This is a genomic window from Virgibacillus litoralis, from assembly GCF_017873675.1.
Classification (GTDB): Bacteria; Bacillota; Bacilli; order Bacillales; family Amphibacillaceae; genus Lentibacillus; species Lentibacillus litoralis.
The window spans coordinates 25,971-41,932 of the sequence record NZ_JAGGKK010000020.1 but is presented as its reverse complement, the minus strand read 5'-3'; the positions used below and the strand labels follow the sequence as shown (position 1 = coordinate 41,932).

Sequence of the window (15,962 nt, the reverse complement as noted above, 5' to 3'; positions counted from 1 at the left end):
ATTCACAGGAAAACAGAGGCGCAAAACGCACCAATTTTCGGCTCGACATCTTCTCCCATCCAGACTGTAACTGTCGGTCCCGGACTCACACCAGGTCCACCGCTTGGCAAATGCCGCACGGGTCACGGACTTAGAACATTTAATAATTGTTCCTAACCGTCGGTCGGGAATTGCACCCTGCCCCGAAGATGGAATCGATATGTTATTGTATTTTTATTATAGCTTAACTGTGATTGTATCGCAATATCTTAGCTTTTATTATGTTTTCTTTTGGTTTAATTATGATTAATTTAAGTTGTTGTTGACGAATTTAGTCAACAATTCGTCAACAATAGTTATATCTACCTTTACTCTACAGGTGTAAACGTGACTGGAACATTTAATTCCATTGTATCCCCATTTTCAGCAAAGAAAACATAACTTGATAGATGATAATCAGGATTAGGTCCTAACGTTTCCGATACTTTGCCCTCACCGGACCCACTATCAATAAATACATTACCCGATCCCTGCGTTGGAGTTATTTTATAACGCCCTATTGGTAAATCATTTCCCACAACATAGTGACCTGCTTCTAATTTAAGAGGCTTTCCTTCAGCTTTTTGTAATTTTCCCGTTAGAGATTGAAGTTCCTCTGTTTTGGACTCTATATTTTGCTTTATCGTGCTAAGTGTATTTTCAGCTTGAGATATATCAGTTTCCAGACCATCACGATTGCTTGCTAGTTCTTGCAATTTGTCAAGTTCATCTTGGTTTTTTGCGACCTTCTCTTCAATGGTCTTTAAGTCAGATTCTGCTGTTTCAATTTTATTATTAACATCAACCAATGTTTGTTCAGCTTCACCAACTTTTTCCTGTATTTGTTCATAATTCAACAATTCTTTATTTACTTCTGCAGTTAATGAGTCCTGGCCTTTTGAATAACCTACATTATGAATGCCGAATACAGAAATAACTACTACAATTATTGTTACTGCTATCCAAATCCATTTGGTTTTAAATAAAGACTTAATTTTCCCCATCTAATTACCCCCTTCTTTATGACACTATTCTACATCTATTGTCGGATTACCTGCCTTATTTATCAAGTCACCCAAAACATTCTGATAGCATACCCTCATTAATTAATTGCTTCAAACTAGCTAAATTACTGGAATGAAAAAAATCGATGATCTATTTGAACGAAAATAACCATTGAATAATTAACACCCACCTGTGTATAATAAGAACAAACGTTCGTTACAAGGTGGGTGCTTTAAGTGGATAAAGAAATGATTAATAATTACGTCACTATCCCAATGGCCATAAGAGTACTTCGGCAAGATCGTGAAGTACTTAATGATTTTAAAATGTACCGCATTTATCTGAGTAAAATAGATGCTGTTCTGGAACAATTGCAGCAAGATTTTAACGCAACCAAGAAACACTTGTATACTATCGATCATGTAAAGATAAGTTGTATCGAAAAAGGCGATACCATGAAATACAGTGTGCGTGGTAATGGAATGAATGAAGTTTTTGAATTTACTCCTAGTGAATTGAGAAGTTTAACGAGTGAACTTATGAGGGATTATTTGTACGGAGATAAAGCGATTTTTTCTGAATTGAAGGAAGATACGTGGATTAATTAAGCCCTGTTATGAGGGCTTTTTTGTTTGTTTGAAAATAAAGTAAATTATTTTCAATTTGGATGCCACCAACGCTCTCTGCAAACGATAGTGGGTATAGGAGGGGGAAGAGGGTGGCAGTCTTCCCTATCTCAATTCAATCTTCTTCTCAAGTGTAAGGTTTTTAATAATAGTCTTTTTTCACAAAAGAAGCCCCTATAATAATTAACAAAATAAAAAGAACAACGATTAACTCAAAATTGTTATCCCTCTTTTTATCAAAACCGCCAAAAAAGTCACTCATTTATGATTCCTCCTTTCAAAATAGCCTTACCTTATATTATGTTGAAGGGGTTAAGATTGTTTGTACAAATACCTAGGGATCGACCGATGTCAAATACAGCCAAAGGTAGAAAAAGTGATGTTGGAAAAATATTGATACATAATGTGTAAAATGTAATAATTTGAAACTGTAACAACCATACCTCAACTTAAGTTGTTGTTGTTACCCCAAAAAAAATTAAGCCATAGTTTAATACTATGGCTTTTTTATGTAATAAAAAACACGTAAGCAATAAAAATTATACAGAGGATTAGACACTTGAATTTTGTGACATTAGCTATATTATATAATGAAAAAGGATTATAAACTAGGCGCCAAAATCAAAGTATTTTTTTACAGAGTAAGAACAAAATATCACAAAAGGTGGGCGTTATGGATCGTCATTTATTTAAGAATATACGAAAGTTAAACCGATTATCACAATACGAAATGGCAGCCAAAATTGAAGTAAGCCGGTCACTAGTGGCAAAGATTGAAACAGGTAATAGAGGACTAACACTGGATATAATTAAGAAGGTTAAACAGGAGTTTGGCGTCAAACATATCGAGCAAGTCCGGGATGTAATGGGGCCACTAAAAGGTTTACAACCCCATCTTTAATAGATGAGGCCATACTTAAATTGTTAGTTTCAGCTATAGTCTAGTACTATGGCTTTTTATTTCACCCTAATCTTTGGTAAAATTTTCTGTAGTCAATATAATCCAACAAGAGAGGATGATAATATGAAAAACATATTAGAAGTGGCCCAGGAAAATAATCTTACCTTAATTGAAGTTGGCATCCTGGTTGAACTTGATAAGAATTACCCTCAAACAATAGAAATTAAAGAAGTGACTAATGATGGACAAGTAAGAGAAAATATAAATAATTTAATACAAATAGGTTTTGTCGAGGAAAGATTTCAAAAATATAGGATCAAGAAGTGAATATAAACATACCCTCCACCAATTATGGTAGAGGGTTACTTGTATAATTTAACTATACTTGGTAAATATAAAATTTATAGGTCAAAGATGGCACATACCTCTCTTCATATTTTCACCGACCTAGCCTCATCTTAATCGATGGGGTTTTTGTATATTATTACTTAAACTGTAAATAATAACTCACGGAAGTGGGCGTTCATTCTCCCCCTCAACTTCCGCTTTGCCTCTTCATTTGTGAAGGGGTCTTTTTCTTTTGGCTTTAGTTTATCCAACAAGTGTTTCCGCACCGACGTTGGAAGTGGTCTGCCTACCACCTAACAATTAAATAGTTTTCTTATTTTATTGATTAAATTCCTTACTTAAAACATTACATTCCAAGTTTCAGGTCCAACAATACCGTCAACCTGTAAACCATGCCTACGCTGATAATCTCGAACTCCTGCTTCTGTAATAGGCCCATAAATACCATCAGGCTTAACACCGACAGCTCGTTGAATACGTTCTACGTCAATACCAGTATCTACATACTCTTGTCCGATATAATGCCCTGGATAAGGAACGATTCCATGTTTACTTGTAGATTTACTTGGAAACAAATCTTTTCCAATATAATCTAAAGGATCCACAGCATTCGTTTTATCAATGTTCCAGTTGCCATCTTTATGCAATTCGAAATGAAGATGCTGACCAGTTGAATGTCCGGTATTACCCATGACACCAATCTGTTCACCCTGCTTAACATGATCTCCGACATTAACCCTACGTGTACCGCTTTGCATATGAGCATATACTGTTTCCCAAACGTCACCGCCAATATTGTGTTCAATCATAATACATTCACCATATGAACTTGATAAATATGAACGTCTTACTTTACCAGCAGCTGCAGCGTAAATAGGATGATAACCGCCATCTGCAAAATCAGTACCATTATGATCTGGTCTGTGGCTTGTCCTGAAATCACTTGTTACTCTTTTGGTATCTGTTGGATTAATAAATGTTGTCATAATAAAACTCCTCTTATTTTTTTATTAATTTTTGAGATTGTAATGCTTTCTTTTGTAACCCTGCATTCTTACTTACATACGTGTTTTTCCATACTGCATAAACTCCACTACCAAGCATCGCAGCTGCAACAAAAAAAGCACCAAATGCATTGATGCTTTGTTCCGTTAACCATTCAAATTTAATATTAAGCGTTGCTAAAAATCCCATTAATGTTGATAGGAACCCCACAATTAGTATTGATAAATCTTTTGCTTTGTTTTTCATAATAAATTCCTCCTTAAAAAATTTAATTAACATATGGCAATAACAAAGCGACGATTGCTATAATCGCCGCTACCCATGCTGGTAAGTTTCGTTTCCAGTTGTCCTTTTCTTTTACAATCCTTTCAACATCTTCCTTATTAGCTTTTGTACTAACTTTTGTTTGCAAGTCATTAATATCTTTTTCGTTTTCAGTAGAACGGTTATTTGCAGAATCTGCTACCTTTTTTGTTTCAACTAACGTCTCTTTCATATCAGTTAAGTTGTCAATTTTCCCTGCAAGTTCCGTAATCGATATCTTCAACTCCATCATTAGTGCATAATATTTTTCCACAGCCTCCACTTCCTTGTTTTCACTCATACTGACCCCCTAACATTGCGACATAAAACATATAAATTTCAACAACCTCTAACATTAAGTTGGACTATCGTGAATACTTTTTTCTACATAAAAAATACGCCCTCATAGGACGTGTTATTTAGTAGAAACCATCTAACCATGGATCCAAATATTCTTCTCCTTCATTTGCAATTTGTTCAAAAAACTCTTCCTTTTCTCCAAACTCATCAAATACATTAATATCTTCATCGTGAGTGCTAAATAGACCTAGAATTTTACTAAGCAAACAATCACCCCGTTCCTGTATTTGTGTGTACTGTTTTATCTTACAGGACTAATGTTAACCACCAGTTAATAAAATATAAATTTAGTGTTAAGTTTCAACCAAAAAACTCCTTACTTAGCGTTTAGTTTATGCCTCTAATCGTTCTATAAGCCTTTTCTTAACCAAAGTACTCAATCCATCCATTGATGAATTAGTCTCATATTCTTCAACCGTCGCTGGTACATAACCGTTGATGTTAATTTCCTTTTCACTGTCTATACCCTGGAAACGAACATGTACCCTTTGCTCTTCACCAGTAGCCGCACCAACATTTTTGACGGTAACAAACTGGACATTACTCACTTTTATTTCCATGTTTTGAATCATTTACTTTCCTCCTCATCGATTTCAAACTGTTCACATAGATAATCATACGTGTATGCTTCTTGGCCACTAAATTCTTTGTCACAATCCAATACTACTGTTTTAACAGTCTTGAGCATTCCCTGAGCATCACCACCCTCAATGATTAACTCTTCCTCATGCAGTTCCTTCATATCTTTTTTGAATGCATCTTTATCTATGACATCCCATTCAGTGTCATTTTTAATCTTCTTTGGTTCACCTTCATCGTCCAGGTTACAATGTTCTTTTAATAATTCTTTTTCCTGTTCTGCAACTTCTTTTAATCGATCATTCAGTAACTTAATAAACCTAGTGCGATGCCTTGATTGTTTACCTTTTAAAGACAAATCAAAAAACAGGCTCATTGCCTGCCCTAGTTTCCCGTTTTCAATTTTTATTTTCATTATGCTGCACCCTCCAATTGTTCTACACGTGCTTTTAAATCTTTTATTTCAGCTTTTCGCAACTCATCAGACATTTCAAGATAGTTAATACGTTCATCATGGCCATAATAAAGCGTTGATATTTCTTGAATCGCTTTCCATGCCCAACTACTCATACCATACTGTGATACAGCTTCACCATCTGGCGCTATAATTTTTGCTGGCGTAGCGTACCCATAGCCAATTACCAAACCTTGTCTCAGGATATCTTTTCCTGCTTCAACATCACTTATTAGCCTGTATTCGTGTATAGTAGAATTGTTTATTAAATCTAATGCACTTTCTTGCCATACAACGATATCCTGCTTGTTTTCCTCTAATGAACCCGTCCAATGGTCAGACGCTCGAATAGGTGCTAATGTACTGGATAAGTAATGTGTTGCCCGAATTTCATCGTCACCTTGAAGATAGGTTATACCATCACCGCTATTGTAAAAACGTCCTGCATTATTACTGTAAAGTCCGTTTCCGTCTGACCGCACCGTGCCGGTTGCGAATATGTTACCCGGTCTAAGTGTGCCACCACTCAATGTGCCGGAAAGACTCCCTCCTATGCTTAAATTTCCATCTGCATGAAAATTATTTGTAGTCGATGTTGTACCGTTATGCTCTACTCGTAAACGTTCGGAAGCTCCTGAACTTAAAACTTGGAATAATGGTTGTCCGGATGCCGGGTTGGAGGCTACTCTGAAATATCCTGTACCTTCTACATCTATGTCACTAAGTACTTCTACGAAACCATAAGGAGCTAACCTAACTCTATAGGCATCTGTACCACCTACATATACGTTATGAATATCAGTACCCGAAGTTTCAAATCTAAACCTAACATCTACGGTTCCATCACCATAGTAAATATCCCTTCCGTCCAAAAACCCGGCTTTATCCATATAAATAGTTTTACCTACGCTTAAATCTGTTGTCACATCAATTGTAGTATTGGATGTTAGTGATCCTGCAGTAACTTCACCTAAATTAGCACTAACAGCACTTAATGAATCTGCGACAATTTGACTGGCTACGACAACACCAGTATAAACGCCATTCTCATCAATATAAGTACCTTGTCCATTCCAGGTACCTGCGCTTTGTATCTGATCATCAGTTAATTGACCACTTAACCAACCTACATTAAGTGTACCGTCTACATTAAACACACTTGCTTTATCCCACATGTCTCGATTATTATTTACCGTGTTTTTAACCGATTCATAATTATCATAAGCATACTGTTCAGCATTTGATTGAGCGTTTTGTGCTTGATTGAAGGCATAGGAAGTACTGTCTGTGTATATCACACCGTCTTTATCATCAATACTGGTCTTTGTGTAAGTGTAATCAGCCAATTCCGTTTGCCCAATTTTAAAAGCGACTTGCTTACGCAGATTACGCCATAAGGCCATAACGTCCTCTTCCGTGTATTCAGTATAATCACCCAAAACAACTTTCTTTTTTGACTTATCAGTAATGCTGCGGTCTTGTGTATGGACACGTGCTTCTAAATAAAGTGGAGGGCTGAACTTGGTATCTTTTATTTTGATGGTATCACCAAAACGGATCTTTTTATTTTCCATTCCCGGTACATGTTCCAAGTCAGCTATATCAGATTCATATTCCACAACTTCATTCACACGTTTTTCAAGTTCGCTTTCAGTTAACGTAGTTAATTTATTGAGGGTCATATCTTGGTCAGTTGATTGTGGTTCATACGTACCAATTAAATGCTGTAAATCACCGTTTTTGTCAGGTTCACCCCATCTTTGAAGCGCATCTTCATCTGTAACCGTCACTTCTAACCGTGTACCGTCTTCTTGTTCAGGACCTAGTCCAACAAGTGCGGTATAGATATTACCCGTCTTTTCTTTTCGTTTGATTCCAAGTAAATCTTTACCTAGCGTGACTTCTCGACCTCGCCATTGCCCTACCTGTTCTAATAAATCAACATATCTACCAATAACCCTGTTGCCATCTGTTACTACACGGAATCGCAGTTCCAAATCAAAATCAGTTGCTATACGCTTTAAAAGGCTGTATGGATTTGTATGTGTATCGATATTAAAAGTTCGGCTGCCTCCACCTTCAATAGTTCCAGCAAGCCATCCCGTTCCATCAAGCGCGTGTGCCATAGCAGTAGAAGGCGTTTGCCCTGTCAATGTTTGCGGATATATGACTTTTGCTTTTTTAAGTAGTAGATAGGTTGCTGAAGCATAGACTTCCATTTGTTTGTCCATTGTTTTAATTGATTCCTGGATGACAAATTCTCTCAGCTCTCCATCCTCACCAGGGATAATAACTCGATTTTGCTTACCTAAATGTGGTGAAAAGCGTTTATCTGCAAATGTAGTAAAGTTAAACGTTTCCAGCGTGTCTTTCAGCGATTGTCGGTGCATGTTGCTTATTATATATTTGGCTGGTATGTCGTCTTTTATGATACCGTTTTGTCCATCTGTAATATGGATAATTGACATTCGGTTCACCTCCTACTTAAAACGCTCTCTGTAACGGGCAATGGTATTAAATACATTATTTGGATGCATAACAATCTGATTGTCACCTTTTGCTAGTTTGAAATATTGAGCACCGAAGTCTTTTAAATCTTTTCTGTCTTCACCATTTATCAAGAGTTCGTCATTTTTATGATCAAACTTAATAACATCACCTGCATAAGCAATATATGGTGTTTGGTCAACGGTTGTTTGCGCTAAACCAGTCGCACGAATATAGTTTATTTTCGGCCCATATGCACGTGGGGTATCGCCATATTTACCAATGTGGATTTGAATGTATTGCAGCCGACCACCATAGTTATTTGCTCTATCTACAAATACCTCTCTTAACGAATCAACATGATCGCTAGAGTTGTCTATTCGCGTTACATAAAACTCAATTTTATTACCTACACGCTTCATACGAACCATACCAAACCAAAACTCGGTACGTTGTTCATAATTACGTGAACTCATGAAATATTGACCGGTTGCCCTATCACCAAGTCGTGCTTCAGCAACTTTTGTGTGTACGTTTGGGCTATTGTCTAAGACAGCCATCTTACCTAACTCATTCATGCCTTCATCAAATGCATAAAATTCAATACGTACTGTTTGATCTTCTTGTGTTGTACGACCTTCCAAGTGCATTTCAACTTCAAAGTCTTGTGCTGGTGTGATCTCTTTAAGCAAAGCAGGTCCATGCCAATCAGGTGTATTTGTACCGTAAGAAGGTACTGTTATACCGTCACCATCTGTACCAAGATTACCATCAACCGTACCGTCTACATTAGTAGGAGTTGCTCCCCATGTACTAAGCGTGTCTCCTCGTTCTTCCAATAACAACGTTTTAGTATCGATTACTTCTTGATCTACTTTTGCAGGTCTACCAATTAAGTTGTATTCTTCACCATCCGAAACCATCGCAAATGTAATTGGTGCTAGCACCTCTAATTCAAATATGGGGTCAGCTTCAGCAGTTCCACCGTTTGTAATTGTGACAACATCATTACCTAGAAAATCTTCTGTGAGTTCAGATCCGTATGAATAAGGATCTAAGCATAAAAATTGTATGGTTCCGTTTCGCAATTCAGCAAACTTTTCAAAGTCATCTATTGAATTCTGAACAACAGCATAATAGATCCGTCCTGGTTCATCATCAAATTGTAATTCAACAGATTCATCAGTTACTAACCATGAAGCTAATTCGTCTTTTAACTGTAGTGCATGATTATCGTCTCTTACTGTGAATCCAACTGGCTGATTAATTATCAACGGTTGGATACTGCTTGATTGCAAATAAGCTCCATCCATACCTGGTACAGTTAATAAATCGCGTGAAATGGAAGCGAAAGGAGGCTTGCTTCTGCCACGTAATAAATGCAACCATGGTTTTCGTATGTTATTAAATGTTAATGATTTAAGTGGCAAAGCTATCCCTCACTTCCTTCTCGCGATTTTGAAACTCAGTAATGTCTTTATGGATTTCTCGACTAACCTCTCTGCCATTCACCTGGTTAATAACTGTTGTGTAAATGACAGCTTCCCCTTGTAAATTTTGAGGTTGTTGTCCGTTTAACCTATTCACAATCTTATCAGCTTCACCACTTGTTCCAACGCCACTTGCGTAAGCAGGAATGTTGTTTAATGAGTTTAGTATTCTCTTAGAATCATCATGATCGAATACCTGATAACCAGCAGGTCTGTCATATAATCCTGCATTCAACATTTCAAAGTTACTGCCTAATTTTCCAAGTTCAAAACCCTCTTCACCTGCTATGAATGGACCGCCTTTGTGTGTACCACCATCTGCAAACCCTGGAACATAATGACCACCACCGCTTGTGGTGATATTCAATGTTTTATAAGAATCTTTGGCTAATCGTCGCTCAAATGCAGCTAAGCTTGGATTAGTATCGAGATGAATCGTTTTACTGTAAACCGTTTCGCCAGCTAATTTATTAATCTGTCTAAGCTCATCCTTAGCCTTTATTAACCTGTCTCGCTGTTCATTTAATTCGCTGTTCTGTTTTTGGTATTGTTTTAAACTAATATCTCCTTGGTCCAGTTGTTCATCTAGTTTTGCTTTCTTTATATCCAACTTTTTCAGTTCTTTGTCAATCGCTTCAAGTCCTTGTCCTTTTTTAGCGTTAATTTCCAACTGAGAAAGTATTAAAGCTTCATAATCCCATTTCATTTTATCCAGTTCTTTTAATTCTTCACGCGTTAATTCAAGGTCATCTTGTTTCTTTTCGAATTTTTCTACAAGCTTATTGTATGTTTTGTTCAATTCACTTTTTTCAGCGCGCAAACCCTCGACAACTCCACTTTGTACAACGCGTTGTCTTTCAAGTGTTGCGCGTTTGTTTCTGGCTTCAACACTGGTATCCCCTTCAAGCTCCAGTATTTTGTTTTGAATATCCCGTAATTTTTGTTCTTCTTTTTGCAGGTTCTTCGTGTTTTCAATTCGGCTTTCTCTATTACTTTGAATATCTTGTTCAATATTTTTAATGTCAGTGACCAAATCTTTCTGATCTTGCATTAATTGCGCTTCATTTTCAAGGGCTTTTAATAATTCATCTTCAGCTGCAATCATCATTTGCTTACGTTTTTCATCGTTTAATTTTTTCAGTTGTGCCAGATTATGAGCATAAGCATTACCCTCTTCGCTTATTGCTTTTTTTGCTCCTGGAGCTTGTTCGATAATGTCACCATTTAATTCTAAGAACCGATCCATTTCTTTATTTGTTAATCCAGATTGTTCGAGAAGCTTGGCTTGTTCGTCTTTTAACTCTTTGATTACTGAGGCATTGTTGGTTTCTTTCAATTCGCTCATAATGTCCATATACCGGAGCATTTCATCAGTGGCCAAACGATTTTTCTTTTCAAGCTTTTCAAATTCAGCTATCAGTTTATCGGTCTGGTCAACTTCAGCTTTCATACTTTCGACTGTATCCCAATTGACATCATTTAGGTCAGAACTTTCTTTCGATAATGCATTAACTACAGTTCCTAAGACAGTAACGCCAGCTATAGCCCAACCAACAGGACCACCAACACCTAATCCAGCAAGCCTACCTAACAGGCCTGCACCTCTTGCAGCGCCCAACATTTTAGAAAGAGATCCAAATATTTTTAATGCGCCGCCTACAGTCGTAGTCAATCCACCTAACACAATACTTGCTGGACCAACAGCTGCAACAAAGCCAACCATCTTTAATATAGAGCGTTGTTCTTCTTCATTCATTTTTGAAAAAGCGTCTGCACCAGCTTCAATCTTTTCAATAAATGGTTCTGCTGCATCAATGGCATCCATGACAGCAGGTACTAATGCTTCACCTAATGTAATGCCCAGATCTTTCACACGGTTCCACATAATTTTTAATTGTGATTCGGTTGTTGCATAGCGTTTTTCGGCTTCTTCAGTGAGTGCAATATTCTCTTTCCAAGCTTTTGAACCGATTTCAAGTGATTCAGAAAATACGTCACTTGCTCCTGCAGCTCTTAACAATGCATCACGCATTCGTACTTCGGTAATACCCATTTCATCAAGTACACCAATTGCAGATAAACCTCTATCTTCAGCAGTTGATAACCCTTCAATAAACTGCATGATAGCACCAGTTGCATCTTGTTCATATGCCTGTTTAAATTCTTCTGCAGAAACGCCTGCAACTTTTGCAAAGTTATCTAAACTGTCTCCGCCTTTTTCAGCTGCGAGTTGCATTTCAACCATAACTTTAGAAAAACTAGATCCACCTGCTTCTGCTCTAATACCAACTGAACTTAATGCAGCACTAAAAGAAAGTATTTCCGATTCAGTCATTCCTACTTGATCACCGGCACCAGCTAAGCGTAATGCCATTTCAGATATTTCGGATTCTGTTGTAGCTAAATTATTACCTAAGTCAACAACGACTGAGCCTAATTTATCAAAGTCATCTTGACTCATACCTACAATGTTTGCAAATCTAGCAAACTCAGTTGCTGCTTGACCACTTGTTAGGTTTGTTGCTTCTCCCAAGTCAGCCATTACCCTAGTGAAATCTTCAATGTTCTCGGTTTGTATACCTAATTGCCCGGCACTTTCAGCAATTGCTGAAATTTCCGTAGTACTAGCAGGAATCTCTTGAGCCATATCACGAATAGACTCTTTTAACCCATCCATTTGCTGCTTAGTTCCATCAACAGTTTTTTCAACGCCAGTAAAAGCACTTTCAAAATCCATAGAGGCTTTAAATACAGCACCTGCACCAGCAACAATAGGTACGGTAACTCCCATTGTGTAAGCTTGACCAAACTGCCTCATGTTGCTACCAGCATTCATCATTTTTTGCCCTGCTGTTTCTGCTGATTTGCCTAATTCAGTCCACTTACTTGGTTGGTTTTTGAGCTGTCGATTTACATCTTTTAATTCATGTTCTGTTTCGCTTAACTCACGATTTGCACGTTCTAAACGTCTTGCAAGGTTTTGGGTATTCTTACTAAACTCACCGCTATTTTCTTTCGATTCATTATAAGCTTTGCTTAATAAGTCAACCTGTGATTTTTGCAGTTTCAACTTTCCTGATAACGTTTGTGATTTATTACCCAAAAAATCTACTTCATCTCCAGTTTGTTTGAATCGACTCCTGGCTGTTTTTAGTTCTTCTTGTACAGTTTTCAATTCACGATTAACCTTACCCATGCCTTGATTAAACTTAGCGCCATCCAGTGATACTTGAGCAACTAAATCAGCTATTACTTCGCGATTTGCCATAGTGTACCTCCTTTCTGGTGGATTAGATTAAGACCACTTCCTTTCACGCTTTGACTTGGTATCCCAATTTAACTGAGCATTCGAGTAAAATTTTATTTAAAGCGTTAAACTCTTCCGTGTTCAATAGATGTTCCTTAGTATCACGTTCTAAAAAATCATCCATCACTTCGCAAGCTTCTTGAATACCCAATTACTCCACCACCTACAACGCCCTCATCTGTTCAAGAGCCTTATTTTGTTTCTCCATTTCTTTCGCTTTATCGATTCTGTCTTGCTTATTAAAATGCAACGTAAAAAGCGCAGTTAGCCTTCTCATGCCAATGCGCCAAAATTGCTCTTCATCTTTTTTTAAAATATCTGTATAGAATGACAACAACATTTCCCAATCATACTTCTGATTTTTTATTTTTTTTTATCAGTTTCGCTGTCCTCTTTGTCCTTGTTTTTTGCTTTTGGTTTTCCGTCGAGTATTGCTTTATAAATTTTAGTAGCGTATTCCTGAATGTTATTTACATCAACGTATTTACCAACAAATTCTGGAGTTAGTTCTCTGTCCTCATGTACTAATCCACCCCATAGAAAAGCTTTAATTGCATATGGGCGCATCTCTATTATGTCTTTTTCAATATCGTGGTATGTTTTATCCTCATGAAGTAAATCAATCTCTGCATAAGCGTTTAAGTCCAATATGAACGTGCGCTCTTTATCGAGTTGTATTTTTACTTGTGTTGGCTTGTGTTGTAGATCATCTTTTAATTCTTTTTCCACAAAATCACCTCCTGTTTTATGTAGAAAAAGAGAAGGTATTAACCCTCTCTTTTATAAATTTATGAAGTTGCGAAATTAGTAACTTCTGTATTAGCTAGGTTGTTTCCAGCTAAATCTCGTATATTCTTAGATGCGACTGCTGTATAGTCCATTGCAGAATTTAAATCTGTTGTTGGAGTAAATGTAACTGTTGTTTCATCTGTACTCTGAGTCAATGAACCGTCAACTACTGTACCTAATGAATCCATTAAGTAGAAGTTTCCATCGTTAACATCCGCACTCCTGATTGCTTCATCAAATGTCCAAATAACATCTGTTGTAATAGCAACTGCTGTCGCATCATCATCCGGAGCTGTAGTAACAGTCGGTGCGGTAGTATCTGGATTAGGTTCATATACAGAATTAAACCAGTCGTCAGCAGTAACAGTTTCGAATCCAGCATTACCTTCATTTCCGGTAAATTTCCACTCTTCATCAAAATCCCGTCGGATGAACTCCCCAACAATGGACGGTTGACCATACTCAATACTATCAGTGCCAGTGTTTTTTGTGCGTGAAGGTTCTTGGAATTTACCTTTTAATATCCACCAAAATTCACTAGTTCCATCATCCAATGTTACTTCATAGCCAAACGCAACATACGGGGCATTACCTCTCGAACGTAAAACACCGTCGCTTCCCAATGTTTTCCCTAAAAGCGCCGCTTCATCTTTAGCTGGCAACTTAGTAGTGGTGATCGTAACAGTTGCATAATTGAATTTCGAAGCATTAGAAACTACTTTATTATCACCGTATAAACGACCAGTCGCTATACTCGGTTCAACTCCAGCAGTTACCGCTTCGGCTAACTTAACTGGCGTGTCATAAGTGGCTCCTGAGTCTGAGTCATCAGTCAATATTGCGTAATGAAAATTCTTTAATCCATTTTCATATCCCATAACTTACAATCCCTCTTTCCTCATTTTAATTTTCCATCGGCTAGAAACATGCGTATAACCTGTATCAGTCTCATACGTTTCTCCGATGTAAGTACGATAAAAGCCCAACGACTCCATAGTTTTGGTAACCTCGTTACCTAATGAAGTAGTTGAGCCTGTTTTTGTAAATACAGATATTTGATAGTGAATATATTCTTTTTTTGCTTTGTTATCTGCATAAAACGTATCAGTGTTATTGATTAACTGATAAATAACATAAGTGTCAAAGTCTTGATTCGGTTCTGCTTTTAAATCAAAAATAGCAGGATAACCATAAAACGTATCGAGCTGTCCAGTTAGCGTAGTGTTCAATTCAAGCGCATTTAGAATATCGTCTTTTAAATTGATCATAATCTTAATATCCTTTGCTGGCCTTCTGCTAAAATTCGAGCAACATCACCTTTTGATTGGCTTATCCCTTTTTCCATTGGAGCCTGGGCACTCATTTTAGAAGTACCTAATTCCAAGAACTTTAAAATAAAAGCTTTGTCCTTAGATGCTCCAACTTGAACACTTCTTTCACCGAATTCATTGGTACGTGTTGAGCTTGTTTTGATAGCATCAGCCAAGTGCGTATAATCAGCACTGCTATTGCTTGAACGATTAATGTTACTCGCAATTTCTTCACCTAGTTTATTGCCCGCAGCCTTTAGTGTCTGACCTTCCAGAACCTTACCTTTTCGACCTAGTTGACTTACTTTGTTACGAACATCAAGTTTCATATCAGCTGGCACTAGCTACCACCGCCTCTGTGATGATTTCTAGTTCTTTTCGCAAGCCTTTTACATCAGCTACACTTTTCACTTCATAAGACTGATCATTATAAAAGAAACGTCTGCCCTCACCATTTTTATATAACTCTTTATCAAAGCGAATTGTCCAAATAACAGTTCGGATAGCATTAGCAGCCTTGGCTTCAAAATATTCATCGCCGCCTTTATCTTCCCTGCTAGCCCATAGTTTTTTATATTCGGACCAGGTATCGACAAATTGACCATCTATACGCTCTTTAGTAACCTTTTGGACAGAAACGCGATGACGGTATTTAGATGGATTTGTCATGTCGTATCCTCCAATTCACTGTCAAGCGGTATTTCCTCCGCCTTTAGCTGAAGAATAATTCGTTCAAGACTATAGGCGAGCTTATTTGTGACAGTACCAACAACTTGAGGGCGACGTTCTTCGTAATGGTTGGCGACGAGTAGTTTAATAGCTAACCCATACCTTTCAGTTTCTGTATTCGTAATCCCAGAACTAGCCAAATCTTCTTGAGCAACAGAAATTAAAGAGCTGATAAACATATCATCTTCAGTTCCATCAACTCTTAAATAGCTTTTTACTTCATCTATGCTTGGTAAAGGCATTCAATCGCC

General features: G+C 37.3%; 21 protein-coding genes, 1 pseudogene and 1 riboswitch. Of the genes and pseudogenes, 3 read left to right on the top strand and 19 right to left on the bottom strand.

Translation table 11 applies throughout. The annotated features are described in order from the left end of the window. Window positions 1–43: 43 nt before the first annotated feature. A riboswitch (FMN riboswitch) is annotated at window positions 44–194 on the bottom strand. A 153-nt stretch (window positions 195–347) separates the two neighbouring features. After that, on the bottom strand, window positions 348–1,022 hold the full coding sequence (locus J2Z82_RS15895) for a coiled-coil domain-containing protein (RefSeq protein ID WP_209481805.1): 675 nt from the start codon (window positions 1,020–1,022) through the stop codon (window positions 348–350). Window positions 1,023–1,271: 249 nt separating this feature from the next. On the opposite strand from J2Z82_RS15895, the gene J2Z82_RS15890 reads away from it, so the two are divergent. Continuing rightward, the gene (locus J2Z82_RS15890) at window positions 1,272–1,631 is read left to right on the top strand and encodes a YhjD family protein (protein WP_209481804.1); all 360 of its coding nucleotides are present in this window, start codon (window positions 1,272–1,274) and stop codon (window positions 1,629–1,631) included. A gap of 160 nt (window positions 1,632–1,791) precedes the next feature. On the opposite strand, the gene J2Z82_RS15885 is transcribed toward J2Z82_RS15890, so the two are convergent. Then, window positions 1,792–1,911 (bottom strand): YjcZ family sporulation protein, encoded by a 120-nt coding sequence (locus J2Z82_RS15885; RefSeq protein ID WP_209481803.1) that lies wholly within the window; start codon window positions 1,909–1,911, stop codon window positions 1,792–1,794. A 411-nt stretch (window positions 1,912–2,322) separates the two neighbouring features. Here J2Z82_RS15885 and J2Z82_RS15880 point away from each other — a divergent pair, with 411 nt between their 5' ends. Together J2Z82_RS15880 and J2Z82_RS15875 are read left to right on the top strand one after the other, a co-directional pair. Continuing rightward, on the top strand, window positions 2,323–2,550 hold the full coding sequence (locus J2Z82_RS15880) for a helix-turn-helix domain-containing protein (RefSeq protein ID WP_209481802.1): 228 nt from the start codon (window positions 2,323–2,325) through the stop codon (window positions 2,548–2,550). Window positions 2,551–2,673: 123 nt separating this feature from the next. Beyond that, window positions 2,674–2,877: a hypothetical protein gene (locus J2Z82_RS15875; protein WP_209481801.1), complete on the top strand. Its 204-nt coding sequence runs from the start codon at window positions 2,674–2,676 to the stop codon at window positions 2,875–2,877. Window positions 2,878–3,236: 359 nt separating this feature from the next. On the opposite strand, the gene J2Z82_RS19445 is transcribed toward J2Z82_RS15875, so the two are convergent. From J2Z82_RS19445 to J2Z82_RS15795, 17 genes and pseudogenes are all read right to left on the bottom strand, one after another. Next, entirely contained in the window at window positions 3,237–3,473 is a 237-nt protein-coding gene (locus tag J2Z82_RS19445) for a peptidoglycan-binding domain-containing protein (RefSeq protein ID WP_245251754.1), read from the bottom strand. Further along, a pseudogene (locus J2Z82_RS19440) lies at window positions 3,474–3,884 on the bottom strand (M23 family metallopeptidase); the annotation flags it as partial. Window positions 3,885–3,897: 13 nt separating this feature from the next. Further along, window positions 3,898–4,149, bottom strand: a complete 252-nt coding sequence (locus J2Z82_RS15865) for a phage holin (protein ID WP_209481799.1) — start codon at window positions 4,147–4,149, stop codon at window positions 3,898–3,900. Window positions 4,150–4,171: 22 nt separating this feature from the next. Continuing rightward, window positions 4,172–4,507, bottom strand: a complete 336-nt coding sequence (locus J2Z82_RS15860) for a hypothetical protein (RefSeq protein WP_209481797.1) — start codon at window positions 4,505–4,507, stop codon at window positions 4,172–4,174. Window positions 4,508–4,625: 118 nt separating this feature from the next. Next, window positions 4,626–4,772, bottom strand: a complete 147-nt coding sequence (locus J2Z82_RS15855; protein WP_209481795.1) for a hypothetical protein — start codon at window positions 4,770–4,772, stop codon at window positions 4,626–4,628. A gap of 126 nt (window positions 4,773–4,898) precedes the next feature. Then, window positions 4,899–5,138: a hypothetical protein gene (locus tag J2Z82_RS15850; RefSeq protein WP_209481794.1), complete on the bottom strand. Its 240-nt coding sequence runs from the start codon at window positions 5,136–5,138 to the stop codon at window positions 4,899–4,901. Continuing rightward, window positions 5,135–5,560 (bottom strand): DUF1617 family protein, encoded by a 426-nt coding sequence (locus J2Z82_RS15845; RefSeq protein WP_209481792.1) that lies wholly within the window; start codon window positions 5,558–5,560, stop codon window positions 5,135–5,137. Before J2Z82_RS15845 ends, J2Z82_RS15850 begins: the two co-directional genes overlap by 4 nt. Next, window positions 5,560–8,067: a phage tail spike protein gene (locus J2Z82_RS15840; RefSeq protein ID WP_209481790.1), complete on the bottom strand. Its 2,508-nt coding sequence runs from the start codon at window positions 8,065–8,067 to the stop codon at window positions 5,560–5,562. Before J2Z82_RS15840 ends, J2Z82_RS15845 begins: the two co-directional genes overlap by 1 nt. A 12-nt stretch (window positions 8,068–8,079) precedes the next feature. Continuing rightward, window positions 8,080–9,516: a distal tail protein Dit gene (locus J2Z82_RS15835; protein ID WP_209481788.1), complete on the bottom strand. Its 1,437-nt coding sequence runs from the start codon at window positions 9,514–9,516 to the stop codon at window positions 8,080–8,082. Next, the gene (locus J2Z82_RS15830; RefSeq protein WP_209481786.1) at window positions 9,506–12,844 is read right to left on the bottom strand and encodes a phage tail tape measure protein; all 3,339 of its coding nucleotides are present in this window, start codon (window positions 12,842–12,844) and stop codon (window positions 9,506–9,508) included. Before J2Z82_RS15830 ends, J2Z82_RS15835 begins: the two co-directional genes overlap by 11 nt. Before the next feature lie 43 nt (window positions 12,845–12,887). Further along, window positions 12,888–13,034, bottom strand: a complete 147-nt coding sequence (locus tag J2Z82_RS15825; protein ID WP_209481785.1) for a hypothetical protein — start codon at window positions 13,032–13,034, stop codon at window positions 12,888–12,890. Window positions 13,035–13,246: 212 nt separating this feature from the next. After that, window positions 13,247–13,612 (bottom strand): hypothetical protein, encoded by a 366-nt coding sequence (locus tag J2Z82_RS15820; protein WP_209481784.1) that lies wholly within the window; start codon window positions 13,610–13,612, stop codon window positions 13,247–13,249. Between the two features lie 59 nt (window positions 13,613–13,671). Beyond that, a complete protein-coding gene (locus J2Z82_RS15815) occupies window positions 13,672–14,550 on the bottom strand; it encodes a major tail protein (RefSeq protein WP_209481783.1) in 879 nt (292 codons plus the stop codon). Window positions 14,551–14,553: 3 nt separating this feature from the next. After that, a complete protein-coding gene (locus J2Z82_RS15810; protein ID WP_209481782.1) occupies window positions 14,554–14,940 on the bottom strand; it encodes a hypothetical protein in 387 nt (128 codons plus the stop codon). Continuing rightward, a complete protein-coding gene (locus tag J2Z82_RS15805) occupies window positions 14,937–15,323 on the bottom strand; it encodes an HK97-gp10 family putative phage morphogenesis protein (protein ID WP_209481781.1) in 387 nt (128 codons plus the stop codon). Before J2Z82_RS15805 ends, J2Z82_RS15810 begins: the two co-directional genes overlap by 4 nt. Beyond that, the gene (locus J2Z82_RS15800; RefSeq protein ID WP_209481780.1) at window positions 15,313–15,651 is read right to left on the bottom strand and encodes a phage head closure protein; all 339 of its coding nucleotides are present in this window, start codon (window positions 15,649–15,651) and stop codon (window positions 15,313–15,315) included. The genes J2Z82_RS15805 and J2Z82_RS15800 overlap by 11 nt, the downstream gene beginning before the upstream one ends. Beyond that, window positions 15,648–15,953, bottom strand: coding sequence for a head-tail connector protein (locus tag J2Z82_RS15795; protein ID WP_209481779.1), 306 nt, complete (start codon window positions 15,951–15,953; stop codon window positions 15,648–15,650). The genes J2Z82_RS15800 and J2Z82_RS15795 overlap by 4 nt, the downstream gene beginning before the upstream one ends. Window positions 15,954–15,962: the final 9 nt, after the last annotated feature.

Excerpts from the sequence above, each read along its gene's own strand:
- J2Z82_RS15895 (WP_209481805.1), bottom strand. The coding sequence starts at position 1,022 with ATGGGGAAAATTAAGTCTTTATTTAAAACCAAATGGATTTGGATAGCA.
- J2Z82_RS15890 (WP_209481804.1), top strand. The coding sequence starts at position 1,272 with ATGATTAATAATTACGTCACTATCCCAATGGCCATAAGAGTACTTCGG.
- J2Z82_RS15885 (WP_209481803.1), bottom strand. The coding sequence starts at position 1,911 with ATGAGTGACTTTTTTGGCGGTTTTGATAAAAAGAGGGATAACAATTTT.
- J2Z82_RS15880 (WP_209481802.1), top strand. The coding sequence starts at position 2,323 with ATGGATCGTCATTTATTTAAGAATATACGAAAGTTAAACCGATTATCA.
- J2Z82_RS15875 (WP_209481801.1), top strand. The coding sequence starts at position 2,674 with ATGAAAAACATATTAGAAGTGGCCCAGGAAAATAATCTTACCTTAATT.
- J2Z82_RS15865 (WP_209481799.1), bottom strand. The coding sequence starts at position 4,149 with ATGAAAAACAAAGCAAAAGATTTATCAATACTAATTGTGGGGTTCCTA.
- J2Z82_RS15860 (WP_209481797.1), bottom strand. The coding sequence starts at position 4,507 with ATGAGTGAAAACAAGGAAGTGGAGGCTGTGGAAAAATATTATGCACTA.
- J2Z82_RS15850 (WP_209481794.1), bottom strand. The coding sequence starts at position 5,138 with ATGATTCAAAACATGGAAATAAAAGTGAGTAATGTCCAGTTTGTTACC.
- J2Z82_RS15845 (WP_209481792.1), bottom strand. The coding sequence starts at position 5,560 with ATGAAAATAAAAATTGAAAACGGGAAACTAGGGCAGGCAATGAGCCTG.
- J2Z82_RS15840 (WP_209481790.1), bottom strand. The coding sequence starts at position 8,067 with ATGTCAATTATCCATATTACAGATGGACAAAACGGTATCATAAAAGAC.
- J2Z82_RS15830 (WP_209481786.1), bottom strand. The coding sequence starts at position 12,844 with ATGGCAAATCGCGAAGTAATAGCTGATTTAGTTGCTCAAGTATCACTG.
- J2Z82_RS15815 (WP_209481783.1), bottom strand. The coding sequence starts at position 14,550 with ATGGGATATGAAAATGGATTAAAGAATTTTCATTACGCAATATTGACT.
- J2Z82_RS15810 (WP_209481782.1), bottom strand. The coding sequence starts at position 14,940 with ATGATCAATTTAAAAGACGATATTCTAAATGCGCTTGAATTGAACACT.
- J2Z82_RS15800 (WP_209481780.1), bottom strand. The coding sequence starts at position 15,651 with ATGACAAATCCATCTAAATACCGTCATCGCGTTTCTGTCCAAAAGGTT.
- J2Z82_RS15795 (WP_209481779.1), bottom strand. The coding sequence starts at position 15,953 with ATGCCTTTACCAAGCATAGATGAAGTAAAAAGCTATTTAAGAGTTGAT.